This is a genomic window from Bradyrhizobium sp. SEMIA, from assembly GCF_014844175.1.
Taxonomy (GTDB): domain Bacteria; phylum Pseudomonadota; class Alphaproteobacteria; order Rhizobiales; family Xanthobacteraceae; genus Bradyrhizobium; species Bradyrhizobium arachidis.
On record NZ_CP046601.1, the window covers coordinates 8719193 to 8733755 of the forward strand.

Annotated in this window: 6 protein-coding genes and 2 pseudogenes; 7 read left to right on the forward strand and 1 reads right to left on the reverse strand. The window is 63.8% G+C overall.

All coding sequences use genetic code 11. The annotated features are described in order from the left end of the window. Positions 1 to 96 precede the first annotated feature (96 nt). The 3 genes and pseudogenes from rplK to FOM02_RS41750 all read left to right on the forward strand — a co-directional run bounded on the left by rplK (position 97) and on the right by FOM02_RS41750 (position 2263). Positions 97 to 525: a 50S ribosomal protein L11 gene (gene rplK / locus FOM02_RS41740; RefSeq protein ID WP_027564418.1), complete on the forward strand. Its 429-nt coding sequence runs from the start codon at positions 97 to 99 to the stop codon at positions 523 to 525. A 6-nt stretch (positions 526 to 531) separates the two neighbouring features. Continuing rightward, a pseudogene (gene rplA / locus FOM02_RS41745) lies at positions 532 to 1223 on the forward strand (50S ribosomal protein L1). 90 nt (positions 1224 to 1313) lie between these two features. Continuing rightward, positions 1314 to 2263 (forward strand): annotated as a pseudogene (locus tag FOM02_RS41750) (2-hydroxyacid dehydrogenase). Here the strand turns inward: FOM02_RS41750 and FOM02_RS41755 are convergent. Then, positions 2260 to 3909 (reverse strand): hypothetical protein, encoded by a 1650-nt coding sequence (locus tag FOM02_RS41755; RefSeq protein WP_027564415.1) that lies wholly within the window; start codon positions 3907 to 3909, stop codon positions 2260 to 2262. The pseudogene FOM02_RS41750 and the gene FOM02_RS41755 overlap by 4 nt on opposite strands. A gap of 731 nt (positions 3910 to 4640) precedes the next feature. On the opposite strand from FOM02_RS41755, the gene rplJ reads away from it, so the two are divergent. From rplJ to rpoC, 4 genes are all read left to right on the forward strand, one after another. After that, positions 4641 to 5159, forward strand: coding sequence for a 50S ribosomal protein L10 (rplJ, locus tag FOM02_RS41760; RefSeq protein WP_018322254.1), 519 nt, complete (start codon positions 4641 to 4643; stop codon positions 5157 to 5159). 54 nt (positions 5160 to 5213) lie between these two features. Next, positions 5214 to 5591: a 50S ribosomal protein L7/L12 gene (rplL, locus tag FOM02_RS41765; protein ID WP_018647233.1), complete on the forward strand. Its 378-nt coding sequence runs from the start codon at positions 5214 to 5216 to the stop codon at positions 5589 to 5591. Positions 5592 to 6076: 485 nt separating this feature from the next. Next, a complete protein-coding gene (gene rpoB, locus FOM02_RS41770; RefSeq protein ID WP_027564414.1) occupies positions 6077 to 10195 on the forward strand; it encodes a DNA-directed RNA polymerase subunit beta in 4119 nt (1372 codons plus the stop codon). 130 nt (positions 10196 to 10325) lie between these two features. Further along, positions 10326 to 14522, forward strand: coding sequence for a DNA-directed RNA polymerase subunit beta' (gene rpoC, locus FOM02_RS41775; RefSeq protein WP_028146248.1), 4197 nt, complete (start codon positions 10326 to 10328; stop codon positions 14520 to 14522). Positions 14523 to 14563: the final 41 nt, after the last annotated feature.

Sequence of the window (14563 nt, forward strand, 5' to 3'; positions counted from 1 at the left end):
GAGAGGCCGTGGGAGGGAGAGGGCGGTTGCCAGCCGCATCCGACCCAGACCACGAACCTGAAACCGCCGGCCTAGCCGGCACAACAGGAGTGATACATGGCAAAGAAAGTGACCGGATACCTGAAGCTTCAGGTCCCGGCCGGTGCGGCGAATCCTTCGCCCCCGATCGGTCCCGCGCTCGGTCAGCGCGGTCTCAACATCATGGAGTTCTGCAAGGCGTTCAACGCCCAGACCCAGAAGGAAGAGAAGAACACCCCGATCCCGGTGATCATCACCATCTATGCGGACCGTTCCTTCACCTTCGAGATGAAGACGCCGCCGGTGTCCTACTTCCTCAAGCAGGCCGCCAAGATCCAGTCCGGCTCGAAGGCGCCGGGCCGTGACAAGGCCGGCAAGGTGACCAAGGCGCAGGTGCGCGAGATCGCCGAGAAGAAGATGAAGGACTTGAATTGCGACACCATCGAATCGGCCATGAAGATGGTCGAGGGCTCCGCCCGTTCGATGGGTCTGGAAGTTGCGGGGTAAGCGGTCATGGCAATCGGAAAGCGTTTGAACAAAGCCCGCGAAGGCATTGACCGCGAAAAGCTTTACCCGCTCGCGGACGCCATCAAGATGGTCAAGGAGCGCGCGAAAGCGAAGTTCGACGAGACCATCGAGGTTTCGATCAATCTCGGCGTCGATCCGCGTCACGCCGACCAGATGGTCCGCGGCGTCGTGACCCTGCCGAACGGCACCGGCCGTACGCTCCGCGTCGGTGTGTTCGCCCGCGGCGCCAAGGCCGATGAAGCCAAGGCGCCGGTGCCGACGTCGTCGGCGCCGAGGATCTGGTCGAGAAGGTGCAGAACGGCTCGATCGATTTCGACCGCTGCATCGCCACCCCGGACATGATGCCGCTGGTCGGCCGTCTCGGTAAGGTGCTCGGCCCGCGCGGCCTGATGCCGAACCCGAAGATCGGCACCGTGACCATGGACGTCACCGGTGCGGTGAAGGGTGCCAAGGGCGGCTCGGTCGAGTTCCGTGTCGAGAAGGCCGGCATCCTGCAGGCCGGCGTCGGCAAGGCCTCGTTCTCCGAGGAGAAGCTGGTCGAGAACATCAAGGCTCTGGCCGATGCTGTCTCGAAGGCGAAGCCGGCCGGCTCCAAGGGCACCTACATCCAGCGCGTTGCGGTGTCCTCGACGATGGGCCCGGGCGTGAAGGTCGAGCCGGGCACTATTCTCGGCTGAGGTTTGGAAATTGCATGAGGCGAGGGGCGGAATTGGGCAACCGATTCCGCCCCTTTCGTTTGTCTGCGGGATTCACCGGAAACAAGAACAATGGCTGACAAGGTCCTGATCTATTCGCGCTTTCCGAAGACGATGATGGCGCGCTTCGCCGAGCAGTTCGAGCTGCTCGACACCGGTGGCAAGCCGGCGCACGAGGTGTTTCCGGCCGACGAGCTCGGCGGCATCCGTGCGATGCTGACCGCTGGCGGCTCGCCGCTTGGCGCGGAGGCGATGGACCTGTTTCCGAAGCTCGGCGCCATCGTCTGCTACGGTACCGGCTATGACGGTGTCGATCTGAAGGCGGCAGCTAGCCGCAACATCGCGGTCGGTCACAGCCCGGGCGCCAATGCCGCCTCGGTCGCCGACATCGCGATGACCCTGATGCTGGCGACGACGCGGCGGATCTTGGTGGCCGACCAATATGTCCGCAGCGGCGACTGGGCCGCGTCAAAACAGTCGCCGATGATGCGGCCGCAGGCCGGCATGCCCGGCCGCCGCATCGGCGTCTATGGCATGGGCGAGATCGGCCGCAAGATCGCCGCGCGCTGCGCCGCCTTCGAGAGCGAGGTCGGTTATTTCAGCCGCACCCAATACGATCTGCCGTATCAGTATTTCCCGTCGCTGGAGGCGCTGGCCGACTGGTGCAGCGTGCTGATGATCGCGGTCCGGGCAGGGGCCGAGACCCAGCACGTCGTCAACGCCGATATCCTGAAGCGCCTCGGCGCGGATGGCTATGTCGTCAATATTTCCCGCGGCTCTGTCATCGACGAGAAGGCCCTGGTCGCGGCGCTCACCGACAAGACCATCGCCGGCGCCGCCTCGACGTCTTCGAGAAGGAACCGCACGCCCCCGACGCGCTGACCGCGCTGCCCAACGTCGTGTTCGCCCCGCATATCGGCGGCCATACCCTGGACTCGCACGTCGCCATGCAGAACTGCGTGCTGGCGAACCTCACCGCATTCTTCGCGGGCAAGCCGCTGCCTTACGCGGTCAAGACCTAGCTGGCGCGATCGAGGCGGAATCTCTCCTGGAGATCGCGCCTGAGCTTGTCGTCTTTCACCGCCGCGATGCGGGCCGCGGCGCGTTCGCGCAGCATCCGGGTCGTAACCGTCGCGTTCGGCTCATGCGGGCTGCGATGCCAGCCGGTCGCGATCAGGAACTGTTCGAGCATCGCATCAGGAACGCGATCGAGCTGGTCGGCGTAGAATTCGCGCTGCTCGTCATTGCCCAGAAAGTAGACGCGCTTGAACGCCAGCGCGCGGCTGCTGAATGCGTCGCTGGAATCGTCCCGGATCAAGCCAAAGCGCTGGCGCTGCTCGGCAGCATATTGATCCGATCCGAAGGCGGCCTTGGCCGCGAGCCGCAGCGCCAGCTCATATTGCCAGGTCTTCAGGTCGCGTCGTTCCTCAAAGACGAGCAGCGCCTGATCCGGGATGCCGGGGAATTTCGCGGCATCCCAGTGGAACGGCAGCTCGGCGCGATTGTAGTCGAAGCCTATGGCCGGGTCCTTCATGCGCGCCACGATCAGGTCGATGAACTGGCGCTGCCGGCCGGGATCAAGCTTGAACCAGAATTTCTGGATCGATTGATAGGCGGGGCTGTGGCTGCTCGACAGTTCGATGAAGGAGGCCATCATGCGGAGCAGCTCGTCATTGACGCCGCCCTTGGCCTGCACGGCCAGCGCGATGTCGAGGGCGGCGGTGCGGGTGGGGCCCTTGGAAATCTCGACCGCGCGGCGGATCAGCTCGGCGATGCTGACGTCGGGTGTCTTCGGCGGTGCAGCCCAGTCGATGCCGTAGGCCGCGGCCGCGAGGTCCTCGGCGGTGAAGGTGGGACCGCCGATCCAGACCATCTGCGATGGACCGCCCGCGAATCCCGACCACACCGACACGGTCGGATCGGGTGCGTTCGGCCTCCCGAATAGCGGGGCGTAGCTGCGCACGACGCGCCGGCCGGAGTGCCAGGTCGCCGCGACGCGCTCCTCGCCGTTCTGCCGGACATTGAGCGTGCCGACGGTGCAGCAACCGACCATGGGATAGTAGGGCCTGGGCTGCATCCTAACTACGAGCCCGTCGGGAATGCTGTCGATCGTCGTTGTCTTCAGGCATTCGCCGATCCGGCCGGCGCGTTGCAGCAGTTCGGACCGGCGGAGCTCCTCAGCGGTGCAATCCTTGGCCGCGGCAAGCTCGGTCATCTGGATCGGTCCGATATGGCCTTTCTCGTCATCGGCGGCATGGACATAGCGATCGACCAGATGATCGGCCAGCAGCGAGACCTGTCCGCAGCAGCCCCGGACCCCGCGGGTGACCAGGGTGACGGTGCGGATGTCCTTCAGTTCCGCCGGTATGGTCCGGACGGCAAGGGACGGATCGGTCTCCGCCTCGGCCTTGTAGCGGTCCACGACGGAGACGCCGAACCAGGCCGCGAAGAACAGCAGCGGCGCCGCGACGAGCCCGGGATGTCTTCGGGTCGCGCCAAAAGCCATCATTCCGACGATGACGGCCAACCAGAGGACGTTGAGGCCGCCAGCGACATCCCGCACGAGGAAGAAGAAGACCAGCGCGATGATCGGCCAGCTTGCCAGCACCCAATAGGCCGCCGCGAGGATCGCCAGTCCGAGGAGCAGGGTGACGGTGTGCCGGATCATTGATCCCTGTCGATTTGCGCTTCAGAGGGAACTTGGAGGAGAAGAGGGTGCGAAGCTCAACCCATAGCTGAGAAGCCTTGCCTGATCCGTAAGGCGTGCATTCCGATGCGGCATTGTGCGAAAAGACTTCGCTAACCCTCGGCGGGACCACGCCTTTGGCGCGGGGTTCCAGTCCCACCGGCATCGGATCGGAACTGGTGCGAATTTTGCTCTTGGCAAGCCGGCAGAGAGCGGTTAAAGAACCGCTTCCGGACGTGCCGGCCTCGGCTGGCGCGTTCGTGCACGCATTCCGAAAACCCGACACGGCAGGAGCTCATTCCTTTTCAGGACGTCCGCGAGGATTTGCCCGAAAAGGAAGGAAAGACTGTCGGCCGGAAGGGATGCGGGCAGAGGTCGGGCGGTTCGCCGGCTGACCTTGTCCTGTCCAAGACTGCAGGCGCCCGCGGGGAATTTCGATTTCTCAACGGCTTAATCGCATGGCCTGCATAGACGGGTGAAGACCGGATTTCACTTCGCACTCAGCTTTAAGGGCTGGCTTTGCGAAACGGGTCTGGTTCGGACCTCGACACGCCGTGGACCTCTAAGGGGTTCCCGGAGGGCAGGCTTTGAATTGTCGTCTTGCCCGGCGCGTCCGAAGGGTTTTGGCCCGGAGGTTCAGGTTTGGGCGGGACGATGGGTGCAACCCGGCGGTCCCGCTTTTCGCGATGACCGCCAACCGGAGAGAGCTTGCTGTGGAACGAGCGGCAAAAAAGGAAGCGGTCGAACAGCTCAATGAGGTCTTCAAGACCACGAGCGTCGCGGTCGTTGCTCAATATTCCGGCCTCACCGTCGCCCAGATGCAGAAGCTGCGCCAGCAGATGAAGCAGGCGGGCGCTGCGGTGAAGGTCTCGAAGAACCGTCTCGCCAAAATTGCTCTTGAAGGCACTGACGTCGTTGCCATCGGCCCCATGCTGAAGGGGCCGACCGTGATCGCCACCTCGAACGATCCGGTAGCGGCGCCAAAGGTCGCCATTGAATTCGCCAAGGCGAACGAAAAGTTCGTCATCGTCGGCGGATCGATGGGGAAGACCGTCCTGAATGTCGACGGCGTGAAGGCACTTGCCTCGCTGCCGTCGCTTGATGAACTGCGCGGCAAGATCGTCGGCCTGCTTGTGGCCCCGGCGACCAAGCTGGCTCAGCTCGCCAACGCGCCCGCGGGCAAACTCGCGCGCGTCATCCAGGCTCATGCCTCAAAGGGCGAAGCGGCCTGACGCCCTTCGCAAAACTCAAACCCGAACCAGACATACACGTAAGGAAACTGAACAATGGCTGACTTGCAGAAGATCGTTGACGACCTCTCGAGCCTCACCGTGCTCGAAGCCGCTGAACTGGCGAAGCTCCTCGAAGAGAAGTGGGGCGTTTCGGCTGCCGCGGCTGTCGCCGTGGCCGGCCCGGCTGGTGGTGGCGCTGCCGCCGCTCCGGCGGAAGAGAAGACCGAGTTCACGGTCGTTCTCGCCTCTGCCGGCGAGAAGAAGATCGAGGTCATCAAGGAAGTCCGCGCCATCACCGGTCTCGGCCTCAAGGAAGCAAAGGACCTCGTCGAGGGTGCTCCGAAGCCGCTGAAGGAAGGCGTGAACAAGGAAGAAGCCGAGAAGATCAAGGCCCAGATCGAGAAGGCTGGCGCCAAGGTCGAGCTCAAGTAAGCACGGCTTACTGGTACGGGATCCCGGGCGAGCATCGGCTCAGCCCGGGATCTTGGTCCACCCTCCAAGGGGGCGGGCCGGATGCAAAAGGCGTGCGACGGAACGCCCCGACGTAGGCCGAACACGAAAAAGTGTGGGGATTTGCGGGTTTAACCCTCGAATCTACACTATTGTCGCCCCATATCGGGTCGACAGCACGAAAGCGCGGTGGGCAGGGAGGCCGGATTTCCCTGTAAGCCGTTGGGAGAGCAGGCTATTTCGGGCTTTTGCAGTCCGTGAAGACGATCGTTGTGACGGGCGGGCGCGCAGCAGCGCCCCGCGCGTCGTTTTGCGTTTTGAAGGTCTGAAGAACAGATTCAGGACATTCCCGCCTGAAACTGAGTTTCCGACCCCCCAAAACGGGTTCGAAAAATTCAACCCGGGAAGCGGTGGCAGCCGCGTTCCGGACGGCGCGCCCAGAGCGGGCGACGAAATGAGAGGCCACGATGGCGCAGCAGACATTCACCGGTCGCAAACGCGTTCGCAAGTTCTTCGGACACATCAAGGAAGTCGCCGAGATGCCGAACCTCATCGAGGTTCAGAAGGCGTCCTATGACCAGTTCCTGATGGTCGATGAACCCACTGGCGGCCGCCTCGACGAGGGTCTGCAGGCGGTGTTCCGCTCGGTGTTCCCGATCTCCGACTTCTCGGGCACCTCGATGCTGGAATTCGTCCGCTACGAGTTCGAGCAGCCGAAATACGACGTCGACGAGTGCCGCCAGCGCGGCATGACCTTCGCGGCTCCCCTCAAGGTGACGCTGCGCCTCATCGTGTTCGATATCGACGAGGAAACCGGTGCGAAGTCGGTCAAGGACATCAAGGAGCAGGACGTCTACATGGGCGACATCCCGCTCATGACGATGAACGGCACCTTCATCGTCAACGGCACCGAGCGCGTCATCGTCTCGCAGATGCACCGTTCGCCCGGCGTGTTCTTCGACCACGACAAGGGCAAGACCCATTCCTCGGGCAAGCTGCTGTTCGCCGCCCGCGTGATCCCGTATCGCGGCTCCTGGCTCGACATCGAGTTCGACGCCAAGGACATCGTCTATGCGCGTATCGACCGTCGCCGCAAGATTCCGGTGACGTCGCTGATGTTCGCCCTCGGCCTCGACGGCGAAGCGATCCTGTCCACGTTCTACAAGAAGATTCTCTACAAGCGGACCAAGGAAGGCTGGCGCGTTCCGTTCGACGCCAACCGTTTCCGCGGCTACTCGACCGTCAACGACCTGATCGACGCCGACACCGGCAAGGTCGTGCTCGAGGCCGGCAAGAAGCTCACCGTCCGTGCCGCCCGCCAGCTCCAGGAGAAGGGGCTGAAGGCGCTGCGCATGGCCGATGAGGAGCTGGTCGGCAACTACGTCGCCGAGGACCTCGTCAACCCGAAGACGGGTGAGATCCACGCCGAAGCCGGTGAGGAAATCACCGACAAGCTGATGAAGGCGCTCAACGAGCAGGGCTACAAGGAGCTGCCGCTGCTCGACATCGACCACGTCAATGTCGGCCCCTACATCCGCAACACGCTCTCGGCCGACAAGAACATGACGCGCGAGGACGCGCTGTTCGACATCTACCGCGTGATGCGTCCGGGCGAGCCGCCGACGCTGGAATCGGCGCAGGCCATGTTCCAGTCGCTGTTCTTCGACGCCGAGCGTTACGACCTTTCCGCCGTCGGCCGCGTCAAGATGAACATGCGCCTCGACCTCGATGCGCCCGACACCCAGCGCACGCTGCGCAAGGAAGACATCCTCTCGGTCATCAAGACTCTGGTGGACCTGCGCGACGGCAAGGGCGAGATCGACGACATCGACCATCTCGGCAACCGCCGTGTGCGCTCGGTCGGCGAGCTCATGGAGAACCAATACCGCATCGGCCTCCTGCGTATGGAGCGCGCGATCAAGGAGCGCATGTCCTCGGTCGACATCGACACGGTCATGCCGCAGGACCTGATCAACGCGAAGCCCGCGGCTGCCGCCGTGCGCGAGTTCTTCGGCTCTTCGCAGCTCTCGCAGTTCATGGACCAGACCAACCCGCTCTCGGAGATCACCCACAAGCGTCGTCTCTCGGCGCTTGGACCGGGCGGTCTGACCCGCGAGCGCGCCGGCTTCGAAGTCCGCGACGTGCATCCGACCCATTACGGCCGTATCTGCCCGATCGAGACGCCGGAAGGTCCGAACATCGGCCTGATCAACTCGCTCGCGACCTTCGCGCGCGTGAACAAGTACGGCTTCGTGGAGACGCCTTACCGCAAGGTCAAGGACGGCCGCGTCACCGACGAGGTCGTGTACCTCTCGGCGATGGAAGAGGGCCGCTACACGGTCGCGCAGGCGAACGTGCCGCTCGACCCGAAGGGCCGCTTCACCGAAGACCTCGTGGTCTGCCGTCACGCCGGCGAAGTTCTGCCGGTGACGCCGGACAAGGTCGACTACATGGACGTGTCGCCGAAGCAGCTCGTCTCCGTCGCCGCGGCGCTGATCCCGTTCCTCGAGAACGACGACGCCAACCGCGCGCTGATGGGCTCGAACATGCAGCGCCAGGCGGTGCCGCTGGTTCGCGCCGAGGCGCCGTTCGTCGGCACCGGCATGGAAGGCGTGGTTGCCCGTGACTCGGGTGCCGCGATCGCGGCGCGCCGTTCCGGCGTGATCGACCAGATCGACGCGACCCGCGTCGTCATTCGCGCCACGGAAGATCTCGATCCGACCAAGTCGGGCGTCGATATCTACCGTCTGATGAAGTACCAGCGCTCCAACCAGTCGACCTGCATCAACCAGCGTCCGCTGGTGAAGGTCGGCGACATCGTCAAGAAGGGCGACATCATCGCCGACGGTCCGTCGACCGATCTCGGCGAGCTCGCGCTCGGCCGGAACGTGCTCGTCGCGTTCATGCCGTGGAACGGCTACAACTTCGAAGACTCGATCCTGCTCTCCGAGCGGATCGTGAAGGAAGACGTCTTCACCTCGATCCACATCGAGGAGTTCGAGGTGATGGCCCGCGACACCAAGCTCGGACCTGAGGAAATCACCCGCGACATTCCGAACGTCTCGGAAGAAGCGCTGAAGAACCTCGACGAAGCTGGTATCGTCTACATCGGCGCGGAAGTGCGTGCCGGCGACATCCTGGTCGGCAAGATCACGCCGAAGGGCGAAAGCCCGATGACGCCGGAAGAGAAGCTCCTGCGCGCCATCTTCGGCGAGAAGGCCTCCGACGTTCGCGACACCTCGCTGCGCGTTCCTCCGGGCGTGCAGGGCACGATCGTGGAAGTGCGCGTGTTCAACCGTCACGGCGTCGACAAGGACGAGCGTGCGCTGGCGATCGAGCGGGAAGAGATCGAGCGTCTGGCCAAGGACCGCGACGACGAGCAGGCGATCCTGGACCGCAACGTCTACAACCGTCTTGCCGAGCTCCTCGAGGGGCGGCAGGGCATTGCCGGTCCGAAGGGCTTCAAGAAGGACACCAAGATCACCCGTGCGGTGCTCGAGGAGTACCCGAAGTCGCAGTGGTGGCTGTTCGCTTCGCCGAACGACAAGCTGATGGCCGAGATCGAGGCCATGCGGAAGCAGTACGACGAGTCGAAGAAGGGGCTTGAACAGCGCTTCCTCGACAAGGTCGAGAAGCTCCAGCGCGGCGACGAATTGCCGCCCGGCGTGATGAAGATGGTCAAGGTCTTCGTCGCGGTGAAGCGCAAGATCCAGCCCGGCGACAAGATGGCCGGCCGCCACGGCAACAAGGGCGTGGTGTCGAAGATCGTGCCGATCGAGGACATGCCGTTCCTCGAAGACGGTACGCACGCCGACATCGTGCTCAACCCGCTGGGCGTGCCCTCGCGCATGAACGTCGGACAGATCCTCGAGACCCATCTCGGCTGGGCCTGCGCCGGCCTCGGCAAGCGTATCGGCCAGACGGTCGATGCCTATTTGTCGAAGCAGGACATCAAGCCGCTGAAGGAAACCTTGAAGAAGGTCTACGGCGAGGACGAGACCATCAAGACGCTCAACGACAACGAGCTGCTTGAGCTCGGCCACAACCTCAGCCGCGGCGTGCCGATCGCAACCCCGGTGTTCGACGGCGCCAAGGAAGCCGACATCGAGGAGATGCTGAAGCTGGCTGGTCTGGACGCTTCGGGTCAGTCGACCGTCTATGACGGCCGCACCGGCGATGCGTTCGATCGCAAGGTGACGGTGGGCTACATCTACATGCTCAAGCTGCACCATCTGGTCGACGACAAGATCCATGCGCGTTCGATCGGTCCGTACTCGCTCGTCACCCAGCAGCCGCTGGGCGGCAAGGCGCAGTTCGGTGGCCAGCGCTTTGGCGAAATGGAGGTGTGGGCGCTCGAGGCTTACGGCGCGGCGTACACGCTCCAGGAGATGCTGACGGTGAAGTCGGACGACGTCGCCGGACGCACCAAGGTGTACGAGGCGATCGTGCGCGGCGACGACACGTTCGAGGCCGGTATTCCGGAATCGTTCAACGTGCTGGTCAAGGAAATGCGCTCGCTCGGCCTCAACGTCGACCTGCACAACTCCAAGATGGGACCGGCGCCGACGTCGGAAGCGGCCGAGTAATTCGACCTTTCATGCCCGGCCTTCGACGGCCGGGCATCGGCGCCCGGCCTGAGGCCTTGAGGGCAGGGCGCCCTGCTCGAGTGATTTTCGAATTTGCGGCCGGAGGCGACCGGCACGCGAGGAGAAGACGATGAACCAAGAAATTATGAATCTCTTCAACCCGACGACGCCGGCTCAGGTCTTCGACCAGATCCGGATCTCGATCGCGTCCCCAGAGAAGATTCTGTCCTGGTCCTACGGCGAGATCAAGAAGCCGGAGACCATCAACTACCGTACCTTCAAGCCCGAGCGCGACGGCCTGTTCTGCGCCCGCATCTTCGGGCCGATCAAGGACTACGAGTGCTTGTGCGGCAAGTACAAGCGCATGAAGTACAAGGGCATCATCTGCGAGAAGTGCTCGGTCGAGGTCACGCTGTCGCGCGTCCGGCGCGAGCGTATGGGCCATATCGAGCTCGCCGCTCCGGTCGCTCACATCTGGTTCCTGAAGTCGCTGCCCTCGCGCATCGGCCTGCTGCTGGACATGACGCTGAAGGATCTCGAGCGGATCCTCTACTTCGAATACTACGTCGTGCTCGAGCCGGGTCTGACCGCGCTCAAGGACCGTCAGCTGCTGTCGGAAGACGAGTATCTGAAGGCGCAGGACGAGTACGGCCAGGACAGCTTCACCGCCATGATCGGCGCCGAAGCGATCCGCGAGCTGCTCAAGGGCATGGACCTCGAGAAGCTCGAGGCTACGCTGCGCGTCGAGATGCAGGAGACCGACTCCGACATCAAGCACAAGAAGCTCGCCAAGCGCCTGAAGATCGTCGAAGCGTTCCGCCACTCCGGCAACAAGCCGGAATGGATGATCATGACCGTGGTTCCGGTGATCCCGCCGGACTTGCGTCCGTTGGTGCCGCTCGACGGCGGCCGCTTCGCGACCTCTGACCTCAACGACCTTTACCGCCGCGTCATCAACCGCAACAACCGCTTGAAGCGGCTGATGGAGCTGCGCGCGCCCGACATCATCATCCGCAACGAGAAGCGCATGCTTCAGGAAGCGGTCGATGCGCTGTTCGACAACGGCCGCCGCGGCCGCGTCATCACCGGCGCCAACAAGCGTCCGCTGAAGTCGCTCGCCGACATGCTCAAGGGCAAGCAGGGACGCTTCCGTCAGAACCTGCTCGGCAAGCGCGTCGACTATTCGGGCCGTTCGGTGATCGTGGTCGGTCCCGAGCTGCGCCTGCATCAGTGCGGCCTGCCGAAGAAGATGGCGCTCGAGCTGTTCAAGCCGTTCATCTATTCGCGGCTTGACGCCAAGGGCCTGTCCACCACCGTGAAGCAGGCCAAGAAGCTGGTCGAGAAGGAGCGGCCCGAGGTCTGGGACATCCTGGACGAGGTGATCCGCGAGCATCCGGTGCTGCTCAACCGCGCCCCGACGCTGCATCGTCTCGGCATCCAGGCGTTCGAGCCCGTGCTGATCGAGGGCAAGGCGATCCAGCTTCACCCGCTGGTCTGCTCGGCCTTCAACGCCGACTTCGACGGTGACCAGATGGCCGTGCACGTCCCGCTGTCGCTCGAAGCGCAGCTGGAAGCGCGCGTCCTGATGATGTCGACCAACAACATCCTGCATCCGGCGAACGGTCAGCCGATCATCGTGCCGTCGCAGGACATCGTGCTCGGTCTCTACTACGTCTCGATCATGCGCGAAGGCCTGCCCGGCGAGGGCAAGGTGTTCGGCGACATGGCCGAGCTCGAGCACGCGCTGCATGCGAAGGTCATCCACCTCCACACCAAGATCAAGTACCGGTGGGAAGGCATGGACGAGACCGGCAAGATCTCCAAGCGCTGGATCGAGACCACCGCCGGCCGCGTCATGCTCGGCAACCTGCTGCCGAAGAACCCGCGCGTCACCTACGAGATCATCAACAAGCTGATGACCAAGCGCGAGATCTCTGGCGTCATCGACCAGGTCTACCGCCACTGCGGCCAGAAGGAGACGGTGATCTTCTGCGACCGCATCATGGCGCTCGGCTTCTACAACGCGTTCAAGGCCGGCATCTCGTTCGGCAAGGACGACATGGTCGTGCCGCACGGCAAGTGGAAGATCGTCGACACCACCCGTACGCTGGCGAAGGATTTCGAGCAGCAGTACAACGACGGCCTGATCACCCACGGCGAGAAGTACAACAAGGTCGTCGACGCCTGGTCGAAGGCCACGGAAGAAATCGCCAAGGCGATGATGAAGGAGATCTCCGCCACCAAGAAGACGGCGAGCGGAGCCGATGCCGACATCAACTCGATCTACATGATGGCCCACTCCGGTGCCCGCGGTTCGCCGGCCCAGATGCGCCAGCTCGCCGGCATGCGCGGCCTGATGGCCAAGCCGTCGGGTGAGATCATCGAGACGCCGATCATCTCGAACTTCAAGGAAGGCCTCTCGGTGCTCGAGTACTTCAACTCGACCCACGGCGCCCGCAAGGGCCTCGCGGACACCGCGTTGAAGACCGCGAACTCGGGCTACCTGACCCGTCGTCTCGTCGACGTCGCGCAGGACTGCATCATCACGCAGTCCGACTGCGGCACCAAGCTCGGCATCAAGATGCGCGCCATCGTCGATGCCGGCACCGTGGTCGCTTCGCTCGGCTCGCGCATCCTCGGACGCACGGCCTGCGAGGATATCCGTGACAGCTCGGGCAAGGTGATCATCAAGCGCGACACGCTGATGGAAGAGAGCCATCTGGAAGCCATCCAGCAGGGTGGTGTGCAGGAGGTGAAGATCCGCTCGGCGCTGACCTGCGAGCTCGTCAACGGCATCTGCGGCAAGTGCTACGGCCGCGACCTCGCCCGCGGCACGCCGGTCAACCACGGTGAAGCCGTCGGCGTCATCGCGGCGCAGTCGATCGGCGAGCCGGGCACCCAGCTCACCATGCGCACGTTCCACATCGGCGGTGCGGCGCAGCTCAACGAGCAGTCCTTCGTCGAAGCCAGCTTCGACGGCAAGATCGTGATCAGGAACAAGGCCATCGCCCGCAACAGCGAAGGTCACCTGATCGCGATGGTGCGCAACATGGTGGTGGCGATCGTCGATGCCGACGGCACCGAGCGTGCGACGCACCGCGTCCAGTACGGCTCGCGCCTGCACGTCGACGAGGGCGACATGGTCAAGCGCGGCCAGCGCGTCGTCGAGTGGGATCCCTACACTCGTCCGCTCCTCACCGAAGTCGAAGGTACGATCGGCTTCGAGGACCTGGTCGAGGGGCAGTCGATCTCGGAAACGCTCGACGAGGCCACCGGCATCGCCAAGCGCGTGGTCATCGACTGGCGCTCGACCCGCGGCGGCTCGGACCTGCGTCCGGCCATCGTGGTCAAGGGCAAGGACGGCAAGGTGCTCAAGCTCGCCCGTGGCGGCGATGCCCGCTACATGCTGTCGGTCGACGCCATTCTCTCGGTCGACGTCGGAGCCAAGGTCAATCCGGGCGACATCCTCGCCCGTGTCTCGACCGAAAGCGCCAAGACGCGTGACATCACCGGCGGTCTGCCGCGGGTGGCGGAACTGTTCGAGGCACGGCGTCCGAAGGATGCGGCGATCATCGCCGAGATCGCGGGCACCATCCGGTTCGGGCGCGACTACAAGAACAAGCGTCGCATCTCGATCGAGCCGATGGACAAGACCGAGGAGCCGCGCGAGTACCTGATCCCGAAGGGCAAGCACATCCACCTTCAGGACGGCGACGTCGTCGAAAAGGGCGACTTCATCGTGGAAGGCAACCCGGCGCCGCACGACATCCTTGCGGTCAAGGGCATCGAGGAGCTCGCGGCCTATCTGGTCAACGAGATCCAGGAGGTCTACCGGCTCCAGGGCGTGCTCATCAACGACAAGCACATCGAGGTGATTGTCCGTCAGATGCTCCAGAAGGTGGAAGTCACCGACCAGGGCGATACGGACATGATCTCCGGCGAGCAGGTCGACAAGATCGAGTTCGACGCGCTGAACGAGAAGGCCAAGGAAGAGGGCAAGAAGCCCGCCACGGGTACGCCGGTTCTGCTCGGCATCACCAAGGCGAGCCTCCAGACCCGCTCCTTCTTCTCGGCGGCATCGTTCCAGGAGACCACCCGCGTCCTCACGGAAGCGGCGGTCAACGGCAAGATCGATCCGCTCGAAGGCCTCAAGGAGAACGTCATCGTCGGCCGGCTGATCCCGGCGGGCACCGGCGCCTCCATGGCCAAGATCCGCGAAGTCGCGATGAAGCGCGACAAGCTGATCCTGGACGAGCGCGAGAAGCAGGCGGCCGTCGTGTCGCCGGCGCCGGAAGCGGAGCTTCCTGCGCTGCCGCCCGCGGAATGATCGTTCATCCGTAAGAATACCGAGGACAATGAAAAGGCCGG

Excerpts from the sequence above, each read along its gene's own strand:
- rplK (WP_027564418.1), top strand. The coding sequence starts at position 97 with ATGGCAAAGAAAGTGACCGGATACCTGAAGCTTCAGGTCCCGGCCGGT.
- FOM02_RS41755 (WP_027564415.1), bottom strand. The coding sequence starts at position 3,909 with ATGATCCGGCACACCGTCACCCTGCTCCTCGGACTGGCGATCCTCGCG.
- rplL (WP_018647233.1), top strand. The coding sequence starts at position 5,214 with ATGGCTGACTTGCAGAAGATCGTTGACGACCTCTCGAGCCTCACCGTG.
- rpoB (WP_027564414.1), top strand. The coding sequence starts at position 6,077 with ATGGCGCAGCAGACATTCACCGGTCGCAAACGCGTTCGCAAGTTCTTC.
- rpoC (WP_028146248.1), top strand. The coding sequence starts at position 10,326 with ATGAACCAAGAAATTATGAATCTCTTCAACCCGACGACGCCGGCTCAG.